A 25,189-nucleotide genomic window follows, 5' to 3' on the forward strand; every position below is an offset into this window, starting at 1 on the left:
TGAATTCGCTGATGACTCTCAGCAACCGTTTTTAAGGAACGATGGTATGCAAGACAATACGATGTGGTGGCGCGGCGGCGTTATTTATCAAATCTACCCGCGCAGCTTTCTGGATAGCCGTGGCGACGGCGTGGGTGACCTGAACGGCATCACCGAGAAGCTGGACTACGTGGCATCGCTCAACGTGGACGGCATCTGGCTCTCGCCCTTCTTTACCTCGCCGATGCTCGACTTTGGCTACGATGTCAGCGACTACCGCGACGTGGACCCGATGTTCGGCACCCTGGACGACTTCAAGGCGCTGCTGGCCAAGGCCCACTCGCTGGGCTTGAAGGTGATGATCGATCAGGTGATCAGCCACACCTCGGATCAGCACCCCTGGTTCAAGGAGAGCCGTCAGGATCGCACCAACCCCAAGGCGGACTGGTTCGTCTGGGCGGACCCCAAGCCCGATGGCACGCCACCCAACAACTGGCTGTCGATTTTTGGCGGCCCGGCCTGGACCTTCGACTCCCGCCGCCAGCAGTACTACCTGCACAACTTCCTGACCAGCCAGCCGGACGTCAATTTCCACAACCCGGAAGCGCGTCAGGCGCAGCTGGACAACATGCGCTTCTGGCTCGATCTGGGCGTCGATGGGTTCCGTCTGGACACGGTCAATTTCTACTTCCACGATGCCGAGCTGCGGGACAACCCGCCGGTGCCCAAAGGCGAAGCCAAAACCCTGGGCGCCCCGGAAGCCAACCCCTACACCTGGCAGCGCCACGTCTACGACCTCAGCCGCCCGGAGAACCTGGGCTTCCTGCAGGACCTGCGCGCCTTGATGGATGAGTACCCCGGCACCACGACGGTGGGCGAAATCGGCGACGACAACCCGCTGGAACGCATGGCCGAGTACACCGCCGGAGGTGACAAGCTGCACATGGCTTACACCTTCGACCTGCTCAACATGCCGCATTCGGCGAGCTACCTGCGCGAAGTCATCGAGCGCTTCCAGCGTTTGGCGGGAGACGCCTGGCCCTGCTGGGCCACCTCCAACCACGACGTAGTGCGCAGCGCCACTCGCTGGGGCTCCGAAGAGGACCCGCACGCCTACCCCAAAGTCATGCTGGCCATGCTGTTTTCGCTACGCGGCAGCGTTTGCCTTTACCAGGGCGAAGAGCTGGGCCTGCCGGAAGCCGACGTGCCCTTCGAGCGCATTCAAGACCCCTATGGCAAAGTGCTGTGGCCCGAGTTCAAGGGCCGCGACGGCTGCCGCACGCCGATGCCCTGGAACGATGGCGAACAGGGCGGTTTCTCGGCGATCGAGCCGTGGCTACCCATGGAGCCCCGCCACCTGGCCTTATCGGTGAGCCGCCAGCAGGATGACCCCAACGCCACGCTCAATAGCGTGCGCGCCCTGCTGGCCTTCCGGCGCCAGCACCCCGCGCTGTTCGATGGTGACCTGAACCTCGTGGACGTCGGCGACGACCTGCTGGGCTTTACCCGGCAAAAAGGCGACGAAACGCTGCTGTGTGTCTTCAACCTGACCGGCCAGACCCGGCACGCTTCGCTGCCCGTCGAAGTGACCAGTGACCTGGCCGTGGCCAACTTCACCGCCACCCGGGACGGCAGCGCGCTGACGCTACCGGCGTACCAGGCTGCCTTCATGCAGGTTGCCTGACCGCCACCGTTACCTTTAATAATGATAGCCGACCCGATCGCGGGTCGAGGTCGGCAAGGAGTTACCATGGCAAGTGTTACGCTTGAAAAGGTCAACAAGGTCTTTGGACGTGACCACATCATCAAGGATGTGGATCTGGCGATTGGTGACGGTGAATTCGTCGTGTTCGTTGGCCCCTCTGGCTGTGGCAAGTCCACCCTGCTGCGCCTGATCGCCGGGCTCGAGTCGATCACCGACGGCGACCTGAACATTGGTGGCACGGTGGTCAACGACCTGCCGCCACGGGAGCGCGGGGTGGGCATGGTGTTTCAGTCCTACGCCCTTTACCCCCACATGACCGTCTACGACAACATGGCATTTGGCCTGAAGTTGGCCAAGACCGCCAAGGAGACGGTACACGAGCGGGTCATGACCACCGCCAAAATCCTTCAGCTCGAAGAGCTGCTGCACCGCAAGCCCAAGGCGCTTTCGGGGGGCCAGCGCCAGCGGGTGGCCATGGGCCGCGCCATGGCCCGTGAGCCGCGCATACTGCTGTTCGACGAGCCGCTCTCCAACCTGGATGCCTCGTTGCGGGTGCAGATGCGCAACGAAATCGCCCGCCTGCACAACCGGCTGGGCTCCACCATGATCTACGTCACCCATGACCAGGTGGAAGCCATGACCCTGGCCGACAAGATCGTGGTCCTCAACCGTGGCCATGTGGAGCAAGTGGGCAGCCCCCACGAACTCTACCAGCGCCCGGCCACCAAATTCGTGGCAGGCTTCATTGGCTCGCCCACCATGAACTTCCTGCCAGCCCAGTTGACCAGCGGCTCCACCGACGGCTGCCGAGTCAAGGCCACGGGCATTGGCGAACTGGCGCTGCCACAATCGGCAGAAAGCTACTCGCCCGGCACGGGCCTGACCCTGGGAGTACGCCCCGAGCACCTGCGCCTGGAAGCCCCGCAAGGCGACAACTGCTTCGACATCGTCAATGTCGAGTATCTGGGTAACGAGGTGTATGTCTACCTGGAGCCTAAGGAAGGCAGTACGCTGCTGATTCATCGCAGCGAGGCCCCCAGCCAATGGCAGGAGGGTCAGCAAGTGTCGCTGGTGCCCGATCAGGCGCATGTACACCTGTTCGATGAAAGCGGCAGCGCACTGACGCTGTCGGCCAAACGTTCGGCGGCCTGAACCCCAGATCGCCCTCTTCGGCCCTGACCCAAGCGCCCTTCAATGAAGGGTAGTCTTGGCCCCCTCAGGGCCGCTATCCTGTGCAACACTCGAATAATTAGCCTGCGTCCTACTTAACCTGCTCAGGAAGCACCGTGACCGTTTCCCGTCGAATGACCCTAAAAGACCTGGCGCTGGAACTTGGCGTTTCCACCGCGACGATCTCCAATGCCTTCAATCGCCCGGACCAGCTCTCCCCCTTGCTGCGCGAACGCATCCTGCGCGAAGCCAAGCGGCTGGGTTACAACGGCCCCGATGCCAAGGCACGCAGCCTGCGCACCGGACGCTCCAGCATCGTGGCGGTGATCCTGGCCGAGAGCCTGACCTACAGCCTCAACGATGCCGTGGCCAGCGAGTTTCTCTCCGGCGTGGCAGAGGTGCTCGATGCCCACGGGCATACCCTGCTGCTGCTGCCGGGTCGCGGACACGCGTCACAGCTACCCAATTCCGCCAACATTGCCGATGGCTTCATCGTCTACGGGCTGATGCCCAATGGCAAGATGATCGATGAGTTGCCCACCCAGCGGCCGCTGGTTTCAGTGGATTTCGACATCGACGGTTACCCTACGGTGCATATCGACGACCGTGACGCCAGCTACGCCATGGCCATGCACGCCCTGAAGCAACGGCCCGAACGCCCTGCCATCATCAATTTGCGGCTAACCAAAGAGCACTGCAATGGACGGGTGACCGCTGCGCATACGCTGCTGCCCGACAGCAGCACCATCAGCCGCGCGCGGCTGGCAGGCTTTCACGCTGCGCTTGCCGAACACGGCTTCGATACCGACACGGTCCCGTTATGGAATATCGAGGAAAATGTCTACGACGTGTGCGCCCCGGTACTCACCGAGATACTCGATCAACCCGCCAGCCAACGCCCTGACCTGCTGCTGTGCATGTCTGATCGCATCGCGCTGACAGCGCTGACACTGGCCGAGCAACGCGATATCAGCGTGCCTGACACGCTGCGCATCACTGGGTTCGATGGGATTGCCGAAGGGCAGTACCGGGCACCGCGACTGACCACGGTGCGCCAGGATAGCACTGGCAAGGGGCGTGTAGCCGCCAGCATGATTCTGGGTCGCATCCCCAAGGCCCAGCAGCTGCTCAAGACCGAGCTGTTGCTGGGCGACACCTGCCCTTGAGACGCCTGATCAGGCGGTTTTCTGCATGGCGATAGCGGTATCCAGCATACGGTTGGAGAAGCCCCATTCGTTGTCGTACCAGGCCATGATCTTCACCAAACGCCCATTCACACGGGTGTGATTGGCATCGAAAATCGACGAGTGGGCGTTGTGATTGAAGTCAATCGACACCAGCGGCTGAGCATTGACATCCAGCACCGCAGAGCCTGCAGCGGCTTTCTCGACGATGGCGTTGATCTCTTCTTTGGTCGTGTCACGCCCGGCGGTGAACGTCAGGTCGACCAGTGACACGTTGATCACGGGCACTCGCACGGCCAGGCCATCGAATTTGCCCGCCAGCTCCGGCAGCACCAGACCAACCGCCTGAGCCGCACCGGTCTTGGTGGGAATCATCGAGTGCGTGGCACTGCGCGCCCGGTACGGGTCCGAGTGATAGACGTCCGACAGGTTCTGGTCGTTGGTGTACGCGTGCACGGTGGTCATCAGACCGTTCTCGATGCCCACGGCATCGTTCAACGCCTTCGCCACGGGGGCCAGGCAGTTGGTGGTGCATGAAGCGTTGGAAACGACCTTGTGCTCGGCGGTGAGCACGTCGTCGTTGACGCCGTAGACCACGGTGGCATCGGCATCCGGGCTGGGCGCCGAGATCAGCACCCGCTGGGCACCGGCGGCAAGGTGTTTGGCCGCCGCGTCACGCTTGGTGAACAGGCCAGTACACTCCATCACCAGGTCCACGTTCAGGGCTGACCAGGGCAGATTGGCCGGGTCACGCTCGGAGGAAATGGCGATTCGGTCGCCGTCCACGGTGATGCTCTCGGCGTCGTGCTCTACCGTGAAGGGAAAATGGCCGTGCACCGTGTCGTGGCGCAGCAGGTGGGAATTCAATGAAGGGTCACCCAGGTCGTTGATGGCAACCACCTGAACGCGGTCACGGTAGCCGTTCTCATACAGTGCGCGCAGCACGTTACGGCCGATCCGTCCAAATCCGTTAATGGCAACTCTTATTGTCATGGTAGCACCTCTATCAAGCAGTGGTCGTCGATGGCGTATTCAGTAAAAAAATTACTAAAAATACGTCTTTAATCACCTGAAGGCCGATTAAAACCTGCCATAACCGCCCCAAAAGGCTAATAACTATCCAATATGTAGTAAAATTACTATATAAAGGCTATCGTAGTCCAATACTTAATGACCGATTCATCGGCCTGCGCGGCAACGCTCCACGGCTAGCTGTTTTGAGCGTTGCCCCTACCTATTCAGGAGTCTGCCCCATGACCACCCCAGCGCCCTCTTCGCCGCTTCGTCGTACCAAAATCGTGGCCACGCTAGGCCCGGCCAGTGATCGCCCCGGCGTGCTGGAGGCCATGCTCAAGGCGGGCGTGGATGTGGTGCGCCTCAACTTCTCCCACGGTTCGGCAGATGACCATCGTCGTCGGCTCAACGACGTGCGCGAGATTGCCCAACGCCTGGGCCGCAGCGTGGCAGCGCTGGGCGACCTGCAAGGGCCCAAGATTCGCATCTCGCGCTTTATCGAAGGGTCCGTGCAGCTGGAGGTCGGCCAGCCCTTCGTACTCGACATGACGCTGGATGCCCAGCAAGGCACCACCGAGCGAGTTGGCTGCGATTACAAGGCGCTGATCGAGGACGTGCACCCGGGCGACAGGCTGCTGCTCGACGACGGCCGCGTGGTGCTGGACGTCACCTCGATTAGCGGGCAGGAAGTGCACACCCGGGTACACGTGGGTGGCAAGCTTTCCAACAACAAGGGCATCAACAAGCAGGGCGGCGGCCTTTCCGCCCCGGCGCTGACCGACAAGGACAAACAGGACCTGCAGACCGCCATCGAGATTGGCGTCGATTACCTGGCCGTGTCGTTTCCCCGCAGCGCGGCGGACATGCAGGAAGCCCGCACCCTGCTGGGAGAAGCAGGCAAGGAGATCGGCCTGGTGGCCAAGCTGGAGCGTGCCGAAGCCGTGGCGGACGACGCAACCCTGGACGGCATCATCGTGGCCTCCGAAGCGGTCATGGTCGCCCGGGGGGATCTGGGTGTGGAAATTGGCGACGAAGCGCTGATCGGCACACAAAAACGCATCATCAAGCACGCCCGCACGCTGAACCGCGCCGTGATCACCGCCACCCAGATGATGGAGTCGATGATCGAGTCACCGCTGCCCACCCGCGCCGAGGTATTCGACGTGGCCAATGCCGTGCTGGATGCCACCGATGCAGTGATGCTGTCGGCGGAGACCGCCGCAGGCGACTACCCGGTCGAAACCATTGAAGCCATGAACCGCGTCTGCCTGGGCGCCGAGCGGGAACGGGTGGCCCAGGCGTCCGGGCACCGGATTCACGAGGGTTTCGAGCGCATCGATGAAACCATCGCCCTGTCGGCCATGTACGCCGCCAACCACCTGACGGGCGTGCGCGCCATCGCCTGCATGACCTCCACCGGCTACACCCCGTTGATCGCGTCACGCATCCGCTCTGGCTTGCCGATCGTCGGCCTGGCCCATAGCCCGATTGCCCAGCGCCGCATGGCGCTCTATCGCGGTGTGGTCTCGCTGCCGTTCGATACCAGCCAGATGGCCGCAGATCAGGTCAATGCAGAAGCCATCAAACTGCTCAAGACCCACGGATTGGCACGCCCGGGCGAGCATGTCATTCTTACCCGAGGCGACCACATGAACGCCCATGGCGGCACCAACACAATGAAAGTGCTGGCCGTTGACGCCGACTAATCCTTGCTCTGGAGAGCCCGACATGACCGATGCCCGCCCACCCCGCCAGGCCGTACGTACGCTGCCCGCGCGCAAGCGCATTGCGCTGATTGCCCACGACGGCAAGAAAACGGAGATGCTGGCGTGGGCGGAGCGCTGGAAGGACACGCTCAGCCAGCACACCCTGGTGGGCACCGGCACGACGTCGAGCCGCCTCTCCGCCGCCCTGGGTCTGCAAGTGGAGGGGCTGATGAGCGGACCGCTGGGCGGCGACCAGCAAATTGGTGCCCGAATTGCCGAGCAGCAGCTCGATATTCTGATCTTCTTCTGGGACCCCTTCGCTCCCCAACCCCACGACCCGGACGTCAAGGCCCTGCTGCGCCTAGCCGCCCTGTGGAACGTGCCGGTGGCCTGCAACGCCGCCAGCGCCGATTTCCTGCTCTCCTCCCCTTACCTGGGGGAGCACTACGAGATGGCCATTCCCGATGCCAACGCCTGGGCCCAGGCGCGCTCGGTGTGAGCGCCGCCCGGGCATTCGCTTCACATCAGAATATTTAGCGGGAACGCAGGTGGCGCTCGACCACCTGCTGGCCAGGCTGGTAACGCCCGTTCATGGCATCCAGTGCACATTGCAGCGTCAGCTCGGCAATGCGGTCGTAATCCTGCAGTGCCGAATTGACCGGCTGAGGCAGGAAATCCAATAAGCGGTGATCGCCAAACGTGGCCAGCCGCAGCGACGCGGACAGCCCGCCTCTGGCCAGCAGCTCGTCGAAGACACCCTCCATCAGCGCATAGGACGCGGTGACCAGCGCATCCACCGGGCCGTTCTCAAACGCCTGGCGCGCCAGCGCGACCCCGACATCGCGTTCATAGCGCTCGCCGCTGAACGTCAGCGCCTGGATATTCTGCCCGGCCAGCGCCTGCTGAAACCCGGCCCGCCGCTCTCGGCTCACCGATAGCTCGGGCATGGCATCCAGCCACGCCACCGTGCGCGTGGCGGGGCTGATGACCGAGCGGGTCAACGCATACGCCGCTTGCTGGTCATTGCTGACCACGCTGGCAAAGCGGTGCGGCGCCAGCCCTCGGTCCACGCCCACCACGCTCCAGCCCTCTTCCGCCAGGTCGGCATAAAAGGGGTCGTTTTCCGGCAGACAGCTGGCGGTGATCAGCACTTCACAGCGCTGGGCACGTAGCGCCAGCGCCAGCGCCCGCTCGCTCTCGGCACAATCATCGGAGCTGACCAGCAAAAGCTGATAGCCCCGCTCGCGGGCGCCCCGCTCCAGCCGCTTGGCCAGCCGGGCGTAGCTGATGTTTTCGAGATCTGGAACGATCAAGCCAATCAAACGGCTTGCGCCACGGCGCAGGGCAGCGGCCTGTGGGTCGATGTGGTAGCGATACTCGCGCACCACCGCCATGACTTTTTCGATGGTGGCGGCACTGATTCGCCGCTGTTCGGCCTGGCCGTTGATTACATAGCTTGCCGTGGTGCGCGAGACCCCGGCCAGCCGGGCAATATCGGCAAGTGTCATGCTGGTTTCTCCCCTAATAAAGTCAGCAGTTTAGCAGCCGTTTCACCCTCTTCAGACCAAAGTCTAAAAAGACAAGCCTTGTATCTAAAAGTGAATCGATTCAGCATAGCCACTATACACAGGTGACACGATTCATCCAGCTAACCTCAACGCTCTACGACTAACGTTTTATGCGCGCACATTCGCCGCCAATCGCAGACGTTGCCGTTACCTGACCGCGTTTACAGGAGAACCCTATGCTGACCCTCGGCCCTGATGACATCTTGCTCGACCGCCATGCGCAGGATTGGCAAGCTGCACTCGATAGCGCCGCCAAGGCATTGGCCGAGGCTGGCCTGGTGGAGGCCGAGTACCGCGATGGCCTGCATGCCCGTGAGGCGCAGTCCTCCACTTATCTGGGCAACGCCATTGCCATCCCCCACGGCACCCCGGAAAGCCGCCATCTGGTGAAGCGTACCGGCGTTCGTGTGCTGCAGTTCCCCCAAGGGGTTCAGTGGCACGACGGCAACACCGTGCATGTACTGGTCACCATTGCTGCACAAAGTGACGAGCACCTGGACATTCTGCGCCAACTGACCCACGTGCTGGACCGAGACGGCGTAGCCAGCGAATTGGCCAACGCCAGTTCAGCCACCGACGTGGCCCGGCTGCTTTCCCGCCCCGCCGTGGTTCCCAGGCTGGACGCCGACACCCTGTGTGTCAACTTCCCTGCCCGAGACCCGCAGGAGCTGGCCCTGGCCGCCGCGGCCCGGCTGCGCCAAAGCGGCTGCGTCGACAATGCTTTCATCAGCGCCGTGGCCAGCGCTGCGCCCCAGTGGCTGGGCAAAGGCCTCTGGCTCGCCAGCCAGGCAACAGGGGTACGCCAGCCCGCGCTGGGCGTGGCCACGCCCGCTGATACCATCGAACAGGACGGGCGCGCCGTCCACTCCCTCTTCTGCCTGGCGGCCAGCGGCGACAGCCACCGCCCGCTGCTCGAACAGCTGCTGGCGCTGGTGGAGAGTGGCCAGAGTGAAAGCCTGATGGGCAAGAGCAGTGCCCAGCTGTTGGCGCTACTGGCGGGAGAAACCGCCCAAACGCAAACACGCCGTGTGCGCGTTCTCAACCCCCACGGCCTGCACGCCCGCCCGGCCAAACAGCTGGTGCAAATCGCCCGCGCCCAGACCATGCCCATCAACGTTCGGCTGGAAGAGGGCAGCGCCACCACCGTCTCGGCGGCCAGTTTGACCAAGGTCATCGGCCTTGGCGCACGCCGCGGCCAGTGGCTGATTTTTTCCGCTGAAGGCGAACAAGCCAACAGCGCGCTGGAAGCTCTCGCCGCCGCCGTGGAAGAGGGCCTGGGCGAGAAAGTCACGCCCTTCGATGGCGGCCGCGAGACCCGCCCCGCCGCTGATACCCGCCAGCCCGATATCACGCCGCTGGCGGCCGATACCCCGCATACCGGCGTGGCGGCGTCTCCGGGGCTGGCCATTGCACCGGTGTTCGTCATTCGTCCGCTGGCGTTCGACTATCCCGAGCACGCCAGCGACCCCGAGGCAGAAGCGCGCCGCCTGAGTGCAGCGCTGCAGGAAGGTGCCGCCCAGCTGCAGGCGCTGGTGCATAACGCACCTGGCGGTGAAGTGGCCGACATCCTCTCCATGCACGAAGAGATGCTGGACGACCCCGAGCTGCGTCAAGCGGCGCTGGACGCCATCGGCGAAGGGCGCTCGGCGGAGGCTGGCTGGTGGGAAGCCATCGACACCGCCGCCCGTGCTCAGGAGATGCTGGCCGACCGGCTGCTGGCAGAGCGGGCCGCCGACCTGCGCGACGTCGGCCGCCGAGTGCTGGGTGTGCTGTGCGACGTGACCCTGCCCGAGCCACCCGACCACCCTTACATTCTGGTGATGGACGACATTGGCCCTTCCGATGTAGCGCGCCTGGACACCTCTCGGGTGCGTGGCCTGCTCACCGTTCGCGGCGGCGCCACCGCGCACAGCGCCATTCTGGCCCGTGCGCTGGGCATTCCCGCAGTGGTGGGCGCAGGCGAAGCGGTGATGGCGCTGGCCAACGGCGGCATGATGATTCTGGATGGCGAGCGCGGCCGCGTGATCTCGCAACCTTCCGAAGAGCGCCTGCGGCGCGCCGAGCAGCAGCTGCTCGACCAGCAGCAGCGTGAAGCCGACGCCTGGGAGCTGCGCTTCGAGCAGGCCCAGACCCGCGACGGCCACCGGGTAGAGGTCGCTGCCAACCTGGGCAATACGGCCCACGCCGCCGATGCCGTCGAGCGTGGCGCCGAAGGCGTTGGTCTGCTGCGCACCGAGTTTCTGTTCATGGCTTACGCCAGTGCCCCGGATTTGGCGACGCAGATCGCCGAGTACCGTGAAGCCACCGATGCACTCGCTGGCCGACCGCTGGTCGCCCGAACGTTGGACGTGGGCGGCGACAAGCCCCTGCCCTACTGGCCAGTCCCCCAGGAAGACAACCCCTTCCTCGGCCTGCGTGGCATTCGCCTGGCACTGACCCAGCCGGACGTGCTGGAAACGCAGCTTCGCGCCCTGCTGATGGCCGCCGTAGGCAAACCGCTGCGCATCATGCTGCCGATGGTCAAGGACGTGGCCGAATTCCGCGCCGCCAAAGCCATCTACGACCGACTGCTCAAGGAGATCCCTGAGCAGCAGCGCGCCACCGACGTGCAGCTTGGCGTGATGATCGAGGTGCCCTCAAGCGCGTTGCTGGCACCGACGCTGGCCACCGAAGTGGACTTCTTCTCGGTGGGCACCAACGACTTGACCCAGTACACCCTGGCCATCGACCGCGGCCACCCGGAGCTGTCTGCCCAGGCCGACGGCCTGCACCCGGCCGTACTGCGGCTGATCCAGATGACCGTCGACGCGGCCCACGCTCACGGCAAGTGGGTCGGCGTCTGTGGCGAGCTGGCATCGGATGCCATGGCGGTTCCGGTGCTGGTGGGCCTCGGCGTCGACGAGCTGTCGGTCAGCGCGCGGCAGATCCCGCTGGTCAAGGCCCGCCTGCGGGAGTTCGACCTGGCAGAAGCGCAGGCCACGGCGCAGCTGGCCCTGAGCAAGGCAACCAGCGATGACGTGCGCGATGCGCTGGAGGCTCGCTGATGGCACGAGTGGTCTGCATCACGCTGAATCCGGCCCTGGACCTCGCCTTCGATCTGGAGACGCTGACGCTGGGGCAGGTCAATCGCCCCACTCGCGCCCAGCTGGAGGCGGCGGGCAAGGGGGTCAACGTTGCCAGGGTGCTGGCCAGCCTTGGCCATGAGGTGGTCGTCAGCGGCTTTCTGGGCCAGGACAACGACGCCCCCTTCTGCCTGGCCTTTCCGTATTACGGCGTTCAAGACGCCTTCGTGCGAGTGCCGGGCAACACCCGCATCAATGCCAAGCTTGCCGAACAGAGCGGCCGGGTGACCGATATCAACGGCCCCGGCATGTCCATTGAAGCAGCCCACCTCAGCGCTCTGCGCACGACGCTCAGCGGCCTGTTCGAGGGCACCGCCCCGCAGGCCATCGTCGTGGCAGGCAGCCTGCCGCCGGGCATCGACTCGGCCATCTTCAATGAGCTACTCGATTTCCTGAAAGGCTTTGGCGTGCCGCTTTGGGTGGATACCAGCGGTCCGGCACTGCTGACGGCCATCGCCGCCCAGCCTGCGGCGGTGAAGCCCAATGAAACCGAGCTGGCCGAGTGGGCGGGGCACGCCCTCGATTCCGATGCCCAGCGCCATGCTGCTGCCCAGCGGCTGCATGCCAGCGGTATCGAACACGCGCTGATTTCCGCCGGTGCCGAAGGCGTCTTGTGGGCCAGCCAGTACGGCACCTGGCACTCGACGCCGCCCAGCGTTCACGCAGTCAACACCGTGTGCGCGGGCGATACCTTCGTGGCGGGCATGCTGCATGGGCTGCTGAGCCAGCACGACCCCGACGCCACGCTGCGCTTCGCCACGGCGCTGTCTGCCGAAGCCGTTCGCCATGTTGGCGTGGGCAATCCCCACGCCGACGATTTCGACTCACTCCAACAACAGACCCGGGTACGGCGTCTTGACGACACCCACACCGAGGGAGCCACGCGATGAACCTGATCCTGATTACCGCCTGCCCCAGCGGCATGGCGACCACCTTCCTGGCCGCCAAGCGCCTGGAACAAGCCGCCACTCGGCTGGGCTGGCACGTCCATGTGGAAATGCATGGTGAAATTGCCCCTCTGCAGGCGGCCACCGCCGAACAGATCGCCAACGCCGACCTGATCGTGGTCGCCGCCGATCAGGTACCAGCCCCGGAGCGTTTCGAAGGTAAGCGGCTGTTCAAGGCTCCGATTGCCAGCGCCCTTCCCGACCCTACGGCGTTTTTGACCCAGGCAAAACGCGACGCCCCCCTGTACAGCGCCCCGGCCACCACCGCAGCGGCCCCCGCTGGCAGCCCAGGCGGCCAACGTATCGTTGCCGTCACCGCCTGCCCCACCGGCGTTGCCCACACCTTCATGGCCGCCGAAGCGCTGGCCGAAGCGGGAAAAGCCATGGGCCACCAGATTCGCGTGGAAACCCAGGGCTCGGTGGGTGCACAAAACCAGCTCACCGATGAAGAGATCGCCGCCGCCGACGTGGTCGTGCTGGCCTGCGACATCGAAGTGGACCCTTCTCGCTTTGCGGGCAAGCGCATTTATCGCACCTCCACCAGCAACGCGCTGAAAAAGCCCCGCCCGACGCTGGAGGCCGCGCTGACTGACGCAGCGGTGGAAGATGGCACCAGCGCCGCTGGCGGTGCCTCGGCCAAAAAGGGGATCAAGGAGAAAGGCGTCTACAAGCACCTGCTGACCGGCGTTTCCTTCATGCTGCCCATGGTCGTCGCGGGCGGCCTGTTGATTGCCCTGTCGTTCGTGTTTGGTATCGAAGCGTTTCAGGAAGAGGGCACTCTGGCGGCAGCATTGATGCAGATCGGTGGCGGCACCGCCTTTGCACTGATGATTCCCGTGCTGGCAGGCTACATTGCCTACTCGATTGCCGACCGCCCCGGCATCGCCCCCGGCATGATCGGCGGCATGCTGGGAGTTAAGCTCAGTTCTTGTGTATGGAGGGCAGTAGAGAGGGTGGCGTATCCTGTTGATTGATCTCGCCAGATCACAACCAACATAGGACGGATACGCCATGAGCAATTCTACTCTCCAAGCCGTGACGCAGCCAGACACCGGCGCTACTGATCCGTTGCATGAGCTGCTGCGCAAAGGGGCCCGAGACCTGATCGCCAAGGCCGTGGAGGCGGAGTTGAGCACGTTTCTGGAGCAATATGCCGACAAGACGCTGGAAGACGGCCGCCGTGTCGTCGTCCGCAACGGCTACCTGCCGGAGCGCACCGTGCAAACCGGTATCGGCGACGTCGAGATCAAGGTGCCCCGCGTCCGTGACCGCAGTGGCGACGGGGTGACCTTCAGCAGCGCGCTGTTGCCGCCCTACCTGAAGCGGGCCCGCAGCATCGAGGAGCTGATCCCCTGGCTCTACCTGAAGGGAGTCTCTACCGGCGACTACCAGGAGGCCCTGTCGGCCCTGCTGGGTGACCAGGCCAAGGGACTCTCGGCCAACACCGTGTCGCGTCTCAAGAAGCAGTGGGAGGACGAGCATACCGACTGGCAGAAGCGCGACCTGGCAGACCAGCGTTACGTCTACTGGTGGGCTGACGGCGTGTACAGCAACGTGCGCATGGATGACCGTCTGTGTCTGCTGGTGATCATCGGCGTCACTGAGCAGGGCCGCAAGGAGTTGGTCGTCGTCGAGGATGGGCAGCGTGAGTCAGAGGCCAGCTGGAAAGAGCTGCTCACGGGGCTACGCGAGCGCGGGCTGACGACGGCCCCCAAGCTAGCGGTTGGCGACGGCGCCATGGGCTTCTGGGCGGCGTTGAGCAAGGTCTATCCAGAGACCGAGCACCAGCGCTGCTGGGTCCACAAGACTGCCAACGTATTGAATAAACTGCCGAAATCCGTGCAGCCCAAGGTCAAGGCCGACCTCCATGAGATCTGGATGGCCGAGACCCGCGATGAGGCGCACAAGGCTTTCGATCGCACGGTGAAACGCTTCGAGGCCAAGTACCCCAGAGCCATGGAGTGCCTGGCCAAGGATCGGGAGGAGCTGCTGGCGTTCTATGACTACCCGGCAGAACACTGGGTGCATATCCGCACCACCAACCCGATCGAGTCGACCTTCGCCACGGTCCGCCTGCGGAGCAAGCGCAGCCGGAACTGCGGCTCCAGAGCGACGACCCTGGCGATGGTCTTCAAGCTGCTTCAGAGCGCCCAGAAGCGCTGGAAGCGGATCAAGGGGTTCAACAAGCTGGAGCTGGTCGTGAACAACGTCCAGTTCAAGGACGGCGAACCCTTGACCGATCAGTCAGACAGGACTGCCGCCTGACCGGCCATACACAGAATTTGACAATAACTCCATGCTGGCCGCCAATATCGATGCCGGTTTCATCGGCGGCATTCTGGCCGGTTTCCTGGCAGGCTATGTGGCGCTGGCCGTGACGCGGTACGTCAAGCTGCCTGCCAGCGTGGAATCCCTCAAGCCGATCCTGATCATCCCGTTCGTGGCCAGCCTGGTCACCGGCCTGACCATGATCTACGTGATCGGCGAACCCGTGGCCGTCATCATGGCCGCCCTGACCGGCTTCCTCTCCTCCATGGGCTCTACCAACGCCGTACTGCTGGGCATTCTGTTGGGCGCCATGATGTGCTTCGACCTGGGTGGGCCCGTCAACAAAGCCGCCTACACCTTCGGCGTGGGCCTGCTGGCATCGCAAACCTACGCGCCCATGGCGGCCATCATGGCAGCGGGCATGGTGCCTGCCATTGGCATGGGCATCGCCAGCTTTGTGGCGCGCAACAAGTTCTCTGCCCCTGAGCGGGAAGCGGGCAAGGCATCGTTCGTGCTGGGCCTGTGCTTCATCAGCGAAGGCGCGATTCCCTTTGCCGCGAAAGACCCGCTGCGGGTGATTCCGGCCTGTATCGCGGGTGGCGCGGTGACCGGCGCGCTCTCCATGCTGATCGGCGCTCAGCTGATGGCGCCCCACGGCGGCATCTTCGTGCTCCTGATCCCCAACGCCATCACCCCGGCGTTCCTCTACCTGGGGGCGATCATTGCGGGCTCCTTGATTACTGGCCTGGGCTATGCGTTCATCAAGCGCGGTGCTGCACAGGTAGCAGTGGCCAGCTAACGGCTGCACACTGGCCTTACCAGGGGCGGGCCTAGGCCCGCCCTTTTTGTAGCCAAGTCCTTCAGCTGGCCCAAGCTCTCGTTTTATTACTCATTTTCAAGCTATTAAAGCCGTACAGCGCTTCCATGGCGCTCAATATGTAGTATTTTTACATAAACAAGAATCACGATTGGAGGCACGGCCTCTGATTCGGAATAACGATGTAAAAACAAATAGGACCGCCCGTTATGTTTCAACTCACCCGCAGCGTTACCTGGCAGGCCCTGGAGCGCCTGCGCGATCAAACCGCCAACGATCGCATTCGCGACTATTTTTCCCACGACCCGAAGCGCTTCGAAAAAATGAGCCTGCGTGTCGGAGGCCTTTTTCTGGACTACTCCAAGCACCAGGTGTCTGATGCGGTACTGGCCAAGCTGATCGAACTGGCCGACCACTCGGCCCTGGTACAGCGCCGCGCTCAGATGTTCTCCGGCGACATCATCAACGTCACCGAAAACCGCCCGGTACTGCACACCGCGCTACGCCATTTGGGCGACGAGCCGGTCTACGTGGACGGCGAAGACGTGATGCCCGAAATCACCCGCACCCGCGAGCAGATCAAGGTGTTCTCCGAGGCGGTGCGTAACGGCGAGTGGAAAGGCTACAACGGCCAGCGCATCAAGGACGTGGTCAATATCGGCATTGGCGGCTCGGACCTGGGCCCCAACATGGCGGTGCGGGCGCTGCTGAAATACCGGCATCCGGAGCTGCATTTCCACTTCGTGTCCAACGTGGACGGCACTCACATTCAGAAGGTGCTCTCACGGCTCGACCCCGCCACCACGCTGTTCATCGTCTCTACCAAGACCTTTTCCACTCAGGAGACCCTGCTCAACGCCAAGACTGCGCGGCGCTGGTTCCTGGAGAACGCAGGGGAAGACGCCGACGTAGGGGCGCACTTCATTGCCGCCTCCACCAACCGCAAAGCGGCCATGGAGTTCGGCATTCGTGAAGAGAACGTGTTCGAATTCTGGGCCTGGGTGGGCGGCCGCTACTCCATGTGGTCTTCCATTGGCCTGCCCATTGCGCTCTCGATTGGCTTCGAAGGCTTTATCGAGCTGCTGGAAGGCGCCCACGAGATGGACCGCCACTTCATCGAAGCGCCGTTCGCCCAGAACATGCCCGTATTGATGGCGCTGATCGGCATTTGGTACATCAACTTCATTGGCGCCGAAACCCAGGCCATCGTGCCCTACGACCAGGCGCTGAACCAGCTGCCCTCTTTCCTGCAGCAGCTGGACATGGAGTCCAACGGCAAGTCGGTGGATATTTTCGGCCACCCGGTGAATTACAAGACAGGCCCCATCGTGTGGGGGCAAACCGGCTCCAACGGCCAACACGCGTTCTTTCAGCTGCTGCACCAGGGCACCCGCTACGTGCCCATCGACTTCATCGCTTCGCTCAAGCCGGAGCCGGGCGTGGAAGACCACCACTTTGCCCTGCTCACCAACATGCTGGCCCAGGCCAACGCCTTCATGGAAGGCAGCCAGGGCGACAGCAAAGAACTGAGCCAACTGGACCCCTACAGCTGTCCCGGCAACCGCCCTTCCAGCACGCTGCTGCTGGACGAGCTGACGCCGAAAAACCTCGGCGCGCTGATTGCGCTGTATGAGCACAAGGTGTTCGTTCAAGGGGTGATCTGGAACATCAACTCCTTCGACCAGTGGGGCGTGCAGCTCGGCAAACGCATTGCCGGTGAGATCAGCGAGCGCATCGACGCCAACGCCGCCGACTTCGACGCTTCCACCCAGGGCCTGCTGGAACTCGTCCGCGCCCACTTCCCGGGCACCGCACACCGCACAGACCCCGAAGCCGGAGACAAAAAGCCCGCTCGCAAGAAGCGTTAGGCTCAAGCGGCATTGACTGATGGCCTCCACTACGGTGGGGCCATTTTTTATGCCCAGACTTACGCAGTGCCAGGTAGCGAATCGTTACAGCCCACCGGCCACGCTTTCCCCATAGGGATAAAATCACCGCTTTTCACTGACACTGCCTCTTATTTTCCCCATCGGGAAAGTTCGGCTACTATACGTATTCCAGTCCGGTAATTTTCCTTATAGGGAAACGGGAGCGTAATATATATGCCTACCCTGCCAGCCCCAACCAACGCGGCGCTTTATTCGATTGAATCCGCCAGCAGTCTTGGCCTGATCATCCGTCAGGCTCGTAAACGCCAGCATCTGACCCTGGAAACCCTGGCGGGACTGTGCGGCGTCAGTATTCGCTTTTTAAGTGAACTCGAAAACGGCCGCGACACATGCGGCATGGGCAGAGTATTGCGCGTCCTGGAAACACTCGGTATCGAGCTTTTGGCACAGCCAATGGAAGAAGGCTAATCGATGAACCACCTTGACCAGGCAATCCAACGCTGCCCACGCGTGGCGGTATACGGCACGTTAAAGCACGGTCATCGCAATCATCATTGGCTGGGCGACGCAGACATGCTGGGCCAGGACTGCTTGACGGCGATTACGCTTTACGACCTGGGACCCTACCCCGGCGCCAAGCTCATGCCCTCCACAGGCGTTGTGGTGGAAGTGTATGCCATCGATGCCGAGCGGCTAGCTCGGCTCGATGCGCTGGAAGATTACCTGCACCACTCTCCGACAGAGGGGATGTACGACCGGACGGTGCTGGCGACCGCCCATGGCGATGCCTGGTGCTACCTCTACAACCCCGCCGTCGAGGAAGCATCGCTCATTCGCCGCGGCGAGTGGTAAACCGCGCCAGCGCTCCTTGCGTATCCACGATCTGCGCATACTCCCCCGCCAGATTGGCCAGCGACATGGCGTGCACCTCATCGGCGGTACGCTCCGTGCCCGCGTAATCGCACTTGGCAAACGTAAACGTCGCGTCGCTCACGACCCAGGTATCGAAACCAAGATTGCCTGCGGTGCGCGCCGTGGCTTCCACCGAGTTGCTGGTGCTCACCCCAACCACCACGAGGTCACGGATGCCCCGAACGTGCAACCAGCGCTCCAAACCTGAATGAACGAACGCGTCCGGCACGTTCTTCTCGACCACATGCTCGGAGGGCAAGGGCGCTAGCGCTGGCTGAAACAGGACGCCGCTCTGCCCGGGCCAAAACGGTGAGTCAGGTGAGCGCGAGATATGTCGCACGTGTACGACCACCCCGGCAGCTTGCCGCCAGGCCATCAATAGGCGCTGAATATTGGCCTCTGCCTGCGGATTATTACGTGCTCCCGCGTCAGGCGTCGCCATGCCCTGCTGCATGTCGATAATGATCAACGCCGCTGCTGGGCTGGCTTCATGGTGTTTCATGGTGACTCTCTCAAATGGACAGTTGCAGCCAGTTTACGTCGCCCCACGGCGTTTCCCAACGGCATCAAGCAGTTGATAGCCTACCGCTGCACCTTGCTTGCAGAGCACGACAAACACCCTATACTGTATGGATAAACATATTTTTGGTAGCTCAGCGCGAGGCTCCCGATGACGGCTCATAACCTTCCCCGATACGCCGTGCATAAAGGTCGCGGTGCCACTTACGACCCCCATAACCGTTTTTCACCGACCCGCAGCGTCATGGAGGACGATGGCTGGTGGCAAGAGGAAGCTCGCTCATCGCTGGCTACCGAAGTGCGCGAAGAGCCCAGCAAAAGCGCGCTCTCCTGGAACCGCTCACCCGATCTGCCCTTTGACCGCTCCCTGAACCCTTACCGTGGCTGCGAACATGGCTGCGTGTATTGCTATGCCCGCCCTTCCCACGCCTATTGGGACCTGTCGCCGGGGCTCGATTTTGAAACCCGACTGATCGCCCGCAGCGGCCTGGTCGAGCATCTGAAACAGGAGCTTTGCCATCCGCAGTATGTCTGCCGCCCTATCAACCTGTCTGGCAACACCGACTGCTACCAGCCGCTGGAAGCCACATACCAGACGACCCGGCGCCTGCTGGAGCTGCTGCTGGCCTGTCGCCACCCGGTCACTCTGGTGACCAAGAGCACGCTGGTCCTTCGTGACCTGGACCTGCTGGCGGAAATGGCGGAGCATCGTTTGGTGCGGGTGTTCGTCAGCCTGACCAGCCTGGACGCCAACCTCAAGCGCACGCTGGAGCCTAGGGCGGCATCGCCCCAAGCACGCTTGAGAGCCATTCGCGAGCTGAACACGGCAGGCATACCGGTAGGCACGCTGGTGTCACCGATCATCCCGGGCCTCACCGACCATGAAATCGAGCGCATCCTCGAAGCGGCCAGCCGGGCGGGGGCGCGTACCGCGACCTGGATGCTACTGCGACTGCCCCATGAAGTCGCGCCCCTGTTCGAAACCTGGCTGAACGCCCATTACCCGGAGCGCGCCGCCAAGGTCATGAGCTTGATGCGCCAATGCCGCGGCGGCCAGAACTACGATGCACGGTTTGGTAAGCGCTTTCGTGGGGAAGGGGTCTTTGCCGACCTGATTGCCCAGCGTTTCCAACGCGCCAGCCGTCAATGGAACCTGCAATCGCGCACCGAGCAGGGCTTGAACACCCGCGACTTTCGGCCACCCCGGGCGCAGGGGGACTTATTTGACTAAGCGGCACGCCTGAATAGGCAAAAATGTTTTTTGCCTTTTTGCACTACCCAGAAGGTATCGAAAAGCGCGCCTGTATCTTCTACATAGGCCTGTGCTGCCAGCACTCCATTGATACGTACAGCTCCGTGCTTGATAAACTCCCGCGCTTGCCGTTTTGAGCTTGCCAGCCCCCCTTTGACCAGGGCGCTATCCATGGCTTCGCTTGGCGATATGGAGCAGCAAGGCAGGCCATCCAGTGCCAGTTGCTAAAGCTCTTGAAGGGTCAACGCCGTCACATCTCCGCTAAACAACGCCTGTGAAATACGCTGAGCGGCTTTCAACCCCTCTTCACCATGGACAAATCGCGTCATGCTTTCCGCCAGGATCCGTTGGGCCTGGGGTTTACCCGACAAACGTCGGTCACTCGCCTCGAGCTCGTCGATCTCATCGCAGGTCAAGAACGTGTAATACCGCAAAAACCGGTACACATCCTGGTCATCGGCTGCCAACCAAAACTGGTAGAAATGGTAAGGTGACGTCTTATTCGGATCGAGCCATACCGTTCCTGATTCTGTCTTGCCAAACTTGGTACCATCGGCTTTGGTCACCAAGGGAAGCGTCAGCCCCATCACCTGCTCACCGTTCAAGCGCCGGGTCAAATCGACCCCACTGACGATATTTCCCCACTGATCGCTGCCACCAATCTGCAAACGGCAGCCCAGGGTGCGATTCAAATGAGCAAAATCATAAGACTGTAGCAGCGCGTAGCTGAACTCGGTAAAGGACATCCCTTGCTCAGGCCGATCGAGGCGCTGCTTGACGGATTCTCGATTGATCATGGCATTCATCGAAAAGTGCTTGCCCACATCACGAAAGAAATCCACCACGCTCAGCCCTTTCATCCACTGTGCGTTGTCGACCACGCTAAAGGGCGCTTCCAGATGCGGAGCCATCAACCAGTAGATCTGTTCATTGAGTGACGTGACCCACCCATTGACGACTTCCGGGGCGTTCAAGGCTCTCTCGGCCGCTTTGAAGCTGGGATCTCCGATCATTCCTGTAGCACCACCCACCAGCACGACGCCTTGATGTCCGGCGTCCTGGAAGCGCTTTAACATCAATAGCGGCACAAGGTGGCCAATGTGTAAGCTACCCGCCGTGGGATCAAAACCACAGTAAACGACTTGCGGCGTACCGAGTAATTCCTTTAACGATGCCTCATGTGTCACTTGAGACATCAGTCCCCGACGATGCAAGTCGTTGAGCAATAACGTTGCGTTCACGCCAAATACCTTTATGTGCCTGATTTATCTAGCGAGGCTACTGGGCGGGGTGGCGTCATACCATATCCCCAAAGGGACAGAAACAGGCTTCAATTCGTTGAGGCGGAGCTGGCAACGATATGATTCAGGAACAGACCAAACAGCTCACCAAGGGAGCTGATCTGCAACTGAGCATAGATCCGCTTCCGATGATTTTTAACCGTGCCATGGCTTATCGCCAGATACTCGGCTATTTCATGACTATCCATGCCTTGTACCAATAGAGCGGCAATTTGCTGCTCCCTGGGTGTCAGCCGAGATTTGCCGAAGCTTTCCACCGACTCACGCAATCTGGCAGCGACATCGCTATCGACCATGGCATTGGCAAGGTGAAACGGACCACGCCAATGCTGCCGACATAGCGAGGAAAGCGTGCTCAGGAATAGGGTCAGGCGTTGACACTCATGGTGATGAAAACGCTCCGACAGGGCCGAACGGTCGCCTAGCTTACCTAAATAGACGACCAACCAACGGTTGTCATCGAGAGTCAAAGCGATGCAAATCTCGTCTTTCCAACCTGTTTGATGATAAAAGTTCTGCAGGTAGTCGTCTCGTTCCGGCCCTGAACAGAAAACATCGTCGATACCATACACTCCCTGCTCCTGCCGCTCGGCCAGTGAGAGCAAGAAGGGGTCTTTCTGATAGGCGTCCCGTAGATAGCGCTGAAACAACAACTCTCGATGCTCCAGCAGCGAATCAAAAAGATAGATGGGATGTTTGTCTGGCCGGTAACCCACCACCACGGCGCAATCGAAAGCGGCGAGAACCTGCAAGACCCTCATCAGGCAAGAGGTGAATCGAGGCGTATGCAGTGCATCGACGGTATTGGCAAGCGCTTGATTGAGCTCAAGTAGCCAGGAATCGTTGGCACCCTCGCCCGAGACTCCATTGATCATGATGTCAGCCCCCTCGCATATTGAACTATGCTAGCGTTAACGCCTCTCGACCATGTTTGACACTCGCCAAGGATATAAATGACGCTCACGCTCAGCAAAACCCGGTCCAGCTTTTACCGCCGCTTATACGTGGCCCACTTGATCGAACAAGGTATTTCCAGCGTGCCTGCGCTGATGGAAGCCACTGGCATGCCCAGGCGCACGGCTCAGGATACCATCGCCTCGCTGAGCGAACTGGACATCGAGTGCGTGTTCGAAAAAGGCGACGGCGAGCGCCATAACATCGGCCACTACGTCATCAAGCAGTGGGGCGCGATCGATCCGCGCTGGGTGGCGCAACATGCTCAGCGGCTGGGTGAGGCGTTGGGCTACCGTGAGTAGGCCCAGGCGCATCGGGTTCGGCCCAGGTCAGCCTCGCGGCGTTGAGTGTGACGCTGAGGGAGCTGGCGGCCATGGCCAGCACGGCGACCAGCGGGGGAATGGCCATGGTGACCACCAACCCCAGCGCCAGGGTGTTATAGAGCGCCGATAGCAGCAGGTTTTGGACCATGATGCGACGCGTTCGCTGGGCAACCCTCAACAGCCTGGCGACCCCCGCAATACCGGGATACAGCAGCTGAGCAGCGGCCCCTTCCCGGGCAGCGTCGCTGGCGTGCAGCGGGGCCACGCCCACCGCTGCTGCTGCCAAGCTCAGCGTGTCGTTGACCCCATCGCCCACGTACAGCGTGGGCGATGGCAGCGCCTCCAGCAGGCGTGCCTTGGCCTCCGGGGAGCGCTGGGCATAGCACGCTTCCCGCGGTAGCCCAACGCGCTGGCCCAGCCACTGCACCGGGCCCTGGCGATCTCCACTGATCAGTGCCAGCACGTAACCGGCGCTCTGCAGCTGGGCAAGCGTGATCTGGGCATCCGGCACGGGCTGGTCGGCCAGGTACAGGGTGGCCAGCCATCCTTGCTCATCCGCCACCAGCACCTCGGATGCAAAGCCATATGCCGGATGCTTTGCATCGGCGGGGATCTCCTTGCCCTGCTGGGCCAGCCACGCGGTACTGCCCAGCCACCAGGTATGGCCATTGGCGAAGGTGATGGTTTGCCCGGCCCCCGGCGTTTCATGAACCTCCACCTGATCCCGCGAGGTGCCGCTTGCCCAGTGGCGCAGTCCGTTCGCCAACGGGTGTTCACTCTGCCTGACTGCCACGGCCAACTGTTGGCGGAATAATTCCGCTTCTTCCCCCTCGCGCAGCATCGCGTGCAGTACGCGATGCTGCCCCTGGGTCAAAGTGCCGGTCTTGTCGAACGCCACCGAACGCACCTTGGCCAACACTTCCAGCGCGGCAGGGTCGCGCAGGGCAATACCCTGCTGGGTGGCCTGGCTGCTGCCCGCCAGGCTTGCCAGCGGCACGGCCAGGCCCACGGCGCAGGGGCAGGCCACCACCAGCACCGAGAGCGCGCGCACGCTCGCTTCATCCCACCCCACGCCCAACAGCCAGGCAATGGGCAGAGTCACTGCCGCCAGCACCAGCGCGGCGGGGCTCAGCCAAGCGGCAAACCGCTCGGCTAGGGTGTGCAGCTCGCCTTTTTGCGTTTGAAAGCGACGCATCTGGTCACACAGTTTGTCCATTCGCCGCTGGCCCGCCGTGGCGGTTACGGTCAGTTCCAGCGAGCCGCCCTGCCCGCCACGGCCCATAAAACGACAGCCTGCATACACTGGCTGCCCGGCACCCACGAAGCGCGGCTGGCTTTCACCGGAAAGCGTGGCGGTGTCCAGCCAGCCGTCGGTCTCCAGGGTGCCATCCAGCGGCACCGTGTCGCCTGGGGCAACGGCAATTTGCTGGCCCAGCGTGACCTCCTCGATGGCGGTTTCCTGAACTTGCCCTTGATGCAGCACCTGCACCGACGTATCGGGCAGCGCCAGCGCATCGAAGGCTTTCAAGCCCCGCTGACGACACAGCGTTTCGACCAGCCGCCCCACCAATAGCAGAACGATCAGCATCACCGCCGTATCGAAATAGACCTCTACCGAACCACGCCACAAAAGGCCCAGCGATACCACCACGGCCCCCAGCACGCCCAGGCTCACCAGCACGTCCATGCCGGGCCGCCTTGCCCGCAGTGTGCGCCAGCCCGCCCGGTAGAAAGGCAGCCCGGCATAGCTCACCACGGGAATCGCAAAGGCACCCGACACCCAGGCCAGCACGCTCTCAAGCGCGCCCGTGGGCATTGCCCCGGCGTAGATCAGCAGCGAGGCCAGCATGGTCCACATGCCAAATACCGAGCCGACGATCAAGCGCAGGGTCAAGTAACGGCTTTCCTGCTCCAGCCGGGCATGGGCGTCCTGCAGGTCTTCCAACGGCGCCAGCCGATAGCCCAGCCGCGCCACGTTGGGCGCCAGTGCGTCCAGCGCCGTGGCATCGGGCTCACCCTTCACCCACACGGTGGCGGTCGGGTAGTGGACGCTGGCGTCGAGCACGCCCGGCTGCTGTTTGAGCGCTCCTTCCACCGCCAGCGCACAGCTGGTGCACCACATGCCGTGCAGCGTATACAGCGGTGCTTCCAGGCCGTCGGGTTGGGCCGCGTGCGTGGCCGATGCGTCGCTCAAGGCCACGTTACACGCAAGGCGGAATGCCTATGATCGGCAGCGCTACGAACACCACGCTAAGCGCGGAGAACAGATACAGCCCCGCCGAAACCACGGCATTGAACCGAGCACGCCCCTGGTGGTGCTGACCCGCTTGCCAGCACCACCAGGTAAGCGCCGCCAGCAGCGCGGTCGTGACGAGACTCAGCAGCAGCATCCAGCCATTGAGCAGCGTGAACACGCCACGCTCCGTGGCGGGAGCCGCCACCTCGCAGGCCACGGCGTGGCCTCCATAAACGGCGATGAACCAGATGCACCACACGGTCAGGCCCACCACGAAGTGGATGGGATGCGTCAACCTCAAGCGCTCGAGTAAAGGTGACATG

Annotated in this window: 21 protein-coding genes and 2 pseudogenes; 15 read left to right on the forward strand and 8 right to left on the reverse strand. The window is 62.5% G+C overall.

Features of this window, described 5'->3' with window-relative positions:
- Positions 1-46: 46 nt before the first annotated feature.
- From KVY02_RS10585 to KVY02_RS10595, 3 genes are all read left to right on the forward strand, one after another.
- Positions 47-1,663, forward strand: a complete 1,617-nt coding sequence (locus tag KVY02_RS10585; protein WP_218313504.1) for an alpha-glucosidase family protein — start codon at positions 47-49, stop codon at positions 1,661-1,663.
- A gap of 66 nt (positions 1,664-1,729) precedes the next feature.
- On the forward strand, positions 1,730-2,836 hold the full coding sequence (locus tag KVY02_RS10590; protein ID WP_016914221.1) for an ABC transporter ATP-binding protein: 1,107 nt from the start codon (positions 1,730-1,732) through the stop codon (positions 2,834-2,836).
- A 152-nt stretch (positions 2,837-2,988) separates the two neighbouring features.
- On the forward strand, positions 2,989-4,020 hold the full coding sequence (locus tag KVY02_RS10595; RefSeq protein WP_081135061.1) for a LacI family DNA-binding transcriptional regulator: 1,032 nt from the start codon (positions 2,989-2,991) through the stop codon (positions 4,018-4,020).
- Positions 4,021-4,029: 9 nt separating this feature from the next.
- Here the strand turns inward: KVY02_RS10595 and gap are convergent, their stop codons facing one another.
- Entirely contained in the window at positions 4,030-5,031 is a 1,002-nt protein-coding gene (gene gap, locus KVY02_RS10600) for a type I glyceraldehyde-3-phosphate dehydrogenase (RefSeq protein ID WP_026001738.1), read from the reverse strand.
- Between the two features lie 260 nt (positions 5,032-5,291).
- On the opposite strand from gap, the gene pyk reads away from it, so the two are divergent.
- A complete protein-coding gene (gene pyk / locus KVY02_RS10605; protein ID WP_016914224.1) occupies positions 5,292-6,758 on the forward strand; it encodes a pyruvate kinase in 1,467 nt (488 codons plus the stop codon).
- Between the two features lie 22 nt (positions 6,759-6,780).
- The gene (locus KVY02_RS10610) at positions 6,781-7,257 is read left to right on the forward strand and encodes a methylglyoxal synthase (RefSeq protein ID WP_016914225.1); all 477 of its coding nucleotides are present in this window, start codon (positions 6,781-6,783) and stop codon (positions 7,255-7,257) included.
- A gap of 34 nt (positions 7,258-7,291) precedes the next feature.
- On the opposite strand, the gene cra is transcribed toward KVY02_RS10610, so the two are convergent.
- Positions 7,292-8,266 (reverse strand): catabolite repressor/activator, encoded by a 975-nt coding sequence (cra, locus tag KVY02_RS10615; RefSeq protein WP_016914226.1) that lies wholly within the window; start codon positions 8,264-8,266, stop codon positions 7,292-7,294.
- Between the two features lie 236 nt (positions 8,267-8,502).
- Between cra and ptsP the strand changes: the two genes are divergently transcribed.
- The 8 genes and pseudogenes from ptsP (at position 8,503) to KVY02_RS10655 (ending at position 18,221) form a co-directional block, all read left to right on the forward strand.
- Entirely contained in the window at positions 8,503-11,370 is a 2,868-nt protein-coding gene (gene ptsP, locus KVY02_RS10620; RefSeq protein ID WP_218313505.1) for a phosphoenolpyruvate--protein phosphotransferase, read from the forward strand.
- Positions 11,370-12,338 (forward strand): 1-phosphofructokinase, encoded by a 969-nt coding sequence (gene pfkB, locus KVY02_RS10625; protein WP_218313506.1) that lies wholly within the window; start codon positions 11,370-11,372, stop codon positions 12,336-12,338. Before ptsP ends, pfkB begins: the two co-directional genes overlap by 1 nt.
- Positions 12,335-13,324, forward strand: a pseudogene (locus tag KVY02_RS10630) (PTS fructose-like transporter subunit IIB); the annotation flags it as partial. The gene pfkB and the pseudogene KVY02_RS10630, both read left to right, overlap by 4 nt.
- Positions 13,325-13,406: 82 nt before the next feature.
- On the forward strand, positions 13,407-14,660 hold the full coding sequence (locus KVY02_RS10635) for an IS256 family transposase (RefSeq protein ID WP_062376034.1): 1,254 nt from the start codon (positions 13,407-13,409) through the stop codon (positions 14,658-14,660).
- Positions 14,661-14,691: 31 nt separating this feature from the next.
- Positions 14,692-15,462: pseudogene (locus KVY02_RS10640) on the forward strand (fructose-specific PTS transporter subunit EIIC); the annotation flags it as partial.
- Positions 15,463-15,689: 227 nt separating this feature from the next.
- The gene (pgi, locus tag KVY02_RS10645) at positions 15,690-17,348 is read left to right on the forward strand and encodes a glucose-6-phosphate isomerase (protein WP_081135071.1); all 1,659 of its coding nucleotides are present in this window, start codon (positions 15,690-15,692) and stop codon (positions 17,346-17,348) included.
- A gap of 234 nt (positions 17,349-17,582) precedes the next feature.
- Positions 17,583-17,837 (forward strand): helix-turn-helix domain-containing protein, encoded by a 255-nt coding sequence (locus KVY02_RS10650; RefSeq protein WP_218313507.1) that lies wholly within the window; start codon positions 17,583-17,585, stop codon positions 17,835-17,837.
- 3 nt (positions 17,838-17,840) lie between these two features.
- Positions 17,841-18,221, forward strand: a complete 381-nt coding sequence (locus KVY02_RS10655) for a gamma-glutamylcyclotransferase family protein (protein ID WP_218313508.1) — start codon at positions 17,841-17,843, stop codon at positions 18,219-18,221.
- Here KVY02_RS10655 and KVY02_RS10660 read toward each other — a convergent pair.
- Positions 18,199-18,783, reverse strand: a complete 585-nt coding sequence (locus tag KVY02_RS10660; RefSeq protein ID WP_218313509.1) for a cysteine hydrolase family protein — start codon at positions 18,781-18,783, stop codon at positions 18,199-18,201. The two genes, KVY02_RS10655 and KVY02_RS10660, sit on opposite strands and share 23 nt — an antisense overlap.
- A 168-nt stretch (positions 18,784-18,951) precedes the next feature.
- Between KVY02_RS10660 and KVY02_RS10665 the strand changes: the two genes are divergently transcribed.
- A complete protein-coding gene (locus KVY02_RS10665; RefSeq protein WP_218313510.1) occupies positions 18,952-20,031 on the forward strand; it encodes a PA0069 family radical SAM protein in 1,080 nt (359 codons plus the stop codon).
- Here KVY02_RS10665 and KVY02_RS18560 read toward each other — a convergent pair.
- The 3 genes from KVY02_RS18560 to KVY02_RS10675 form a co-directional block, all read right to left on the reverse strand.
- The gene (locus tag KVY02_RS18560; protein WP_371317425.1) at positions 20,028-20,273 is read right to left on the reverse strand and encodes a S4 domain-containing protein; all 246 of its coding nucleotides are present in this window, start codon (positions 20,271-20,273) and stop codon (positions 20,028-20,030) included. The two genes, KVY02_RS10665 and KVY02_RS18560, sit on opposite strands and share 4 nt — an antisense overlap.
- Before the next feature lie 3 nt (positions 20,274-20,276).
- On the reverse strand, positions 20,277-21,278 hold the full coding sequence (tyrS, locus tag KVY02_RS10670) for a tyrosine--tRNA ligase (protein ID WP_371317373.1): 1,002 nt from the start codon (positions 21,276-21,278) through the stop codon (positions 20,277-20,279).
- A gap of 104 nt (positions 21,279-21,382) precedes the next feature.
- Positions 21,383-22,228: a helix-turn-helix domain-containing protein gene (locus KVY02_RS10675; protein WP_218313511.1), complete on the reverse strand. Its 846-nt coding sequence runs from the start codon at positions 22,226-22,228 to the stop codon at positions 21,383-21,385.
- Positions 22,229-22,306: 78 nt separating this feature from the next.
- Here KVY02_RS10675 and KVY02_RS10680 point away from each other — a divergent pair, with 78 nt between their 5' ends.
- Positions 22,307-22,609, forward strand: a complete 303-nt coding sequence (locus tag KVY02_RS10680) for a winged helix-turn-helix domain-containing protein (protein ID WP_016914238.1) — start codon at positions 22,307-22,309, stop codon at positions 22,607-22,609.
- On the opposite strand, the gene KVY02_RS10685 is transcribed toward KVY02_RS10680, so the two are convergent.
- On the reverse strand, positions 22,527-24,752 hold the full coding sequence (locus tag KVY02_RS10685; RefSeq protein ID WP_256357607.1) for a heavy metal translocating P-type ATPase: 2,226 nt from the start codon (positions 24,750-24,752) through the stop codon (positions 22,527-22,529). The genes KVY02_RS10680 and KVY02_RS10685 overlap by 83 nt on opposite strands.
- A 79-nt stretch (positions 24,753-24,831) precedes the next feature.
- A complete protein-coding gene (locus tag KVY02_RS10690) occupies positions 24,832-25,188 on the reverse strand; it encodes a hypothetical protein (RefSeq protein WP_039179486.1) in 357 nt (118 codons plus the stop codon).
- Between the last annotated feature and the right edge of the window lies 1 nt (position 25,189).

The organism is Halomonas sp. 18071143 (assembly GCF_019211725.1).
Taxonomy (GTDB): Bacteria; Pseudomonadota; Gammaproteobacteria; order Pseudomonadales; family Halomonadaceae; genus Vreelandella; species Vreelandella stevensii.

Coding starts and splice junctions, on each gene's coding strand:
- KVY02_RS10585 (WP_218313504.1), top strand. CDS start 47: ATGCAAGACAATACGATGTGGTGGCGCGGCGGCGTTATTTATCAAATC.
- KVY02_RS10590 (WP_016914221.1), top strand. CDS start 1,730: ATGGCAAGTGTTACGCTTGAAAAGGTCAACAAGGTCTTTGGACGTGAC.
- KVY02_RS10595 (WP_081135061.1), top strand. CDS start 2,989: ATGACCCTAAAAGACCTGGCGCTGGAACTTGGCGTTTCCACCGCGACG.
- gap (WP_026001738.1), bottom strand. CDS start 5,031: ATGACAATAAGAGTTGCCATTAACGGATTTGGACGGATCGGCCGTAAC.
- pyk (WP_016914224.1), top strand. CDS start 5,292: ATGACCACCCCAGCGCCCTCTTCGCCGCTTCGTCGTACCAAAATCGTG.
- KVY02_RS10610 (WP_016914225.1), top strand. CDS start 6,781: ATGACCGATGCCCGCCCACCCCGCCAGGCCGTACGTACGCTGCCCGCG.
- cra (WP_016914226.1), bottom strand. CDS start 8,266: ATGACACTTGCCGATATTGCCCGGCTGGCCGGGGTCTCGCGCACCACG.
- ptsP (WP_218313505.1), top strand. CDS start 8,503: ATGCTGACCCTCGGCCCTGATGACATCTTGCTCGACCGCCATGCGCAG.
- pfkB (WP_218313506.1), top strand. CDS start 11,370: ATGGCACGAGTGGTCTGCATCACGCTGAATCCGGCCCTGGACCTCGCC.
- KVY02_RS10635 (WP_062376034.1), top strand. CDS start 13,407: ATGAGCAATTCTACTCTCCAAGCCGTGACGCAGCCAGACACCGGCGCT.
- pgi (WP_081135071.1), top strand. CDS start 15,690: ATGTTTCAACTCACCCGCAGCGTTACCTGGCAGGCCCTGGAGCGCCTG.
- KVY02_RS10650 (WP_218313507.1), top strand. CDS start 17,583: ATGCCTACCCTGCCAGCCCCAACCAACGCGGCGCTTTATTCGATTGAA.
- KVY02_RS10655 (WP_218313508.1), top strand. CDS start 17,841: ATGAACCACCTTGACCAGGCAATCCAACGCTGCCCACGCGTGGCGGTA.
- KVY02_RS10660 (WP_218313509.1), bottom strand. CDS start 18,783: ATGAAACACCATGAAGCCAGCCCAGCAGCGGCGTTGATCATTATCGAC.
- KVY02_RS10665 (WP_218313510.1), top strand. CDS start 18,952: ATGACGGCTCATAACCTTCCCCGATACGCCGTGCATAAAGGTCGCGGT.
- KVY02_RS10675 (WP_218313511.1), bottom strand. CDS start 22,228: ATGATCAATGGAGTCTCGGGCGAGGGTGCCAACGATTCCTGGCTACTT.
- KVY02_RS10680 (WP_016914238.1), top strand. CDS start 22,307: ATGACGCTCACGCTCAGCAAAACCCGGTCCAGCTTTTACCGCCGCTTA.
- KVY02_RS10685 (WP_256357607.1), bottom strand. CDS start 24,752: ATGTGGTGCACCAGCTGTGCGCTGGCGGTGGAAGGAGCGCTCAAACAG.
- KVY02_RS10690 (WP_039179486.1), bottom strand. CDS start 25,188: ATGTCACCTTTACTCGAGCGCTTGAGGTTGACGCATCCCATCCACTTC.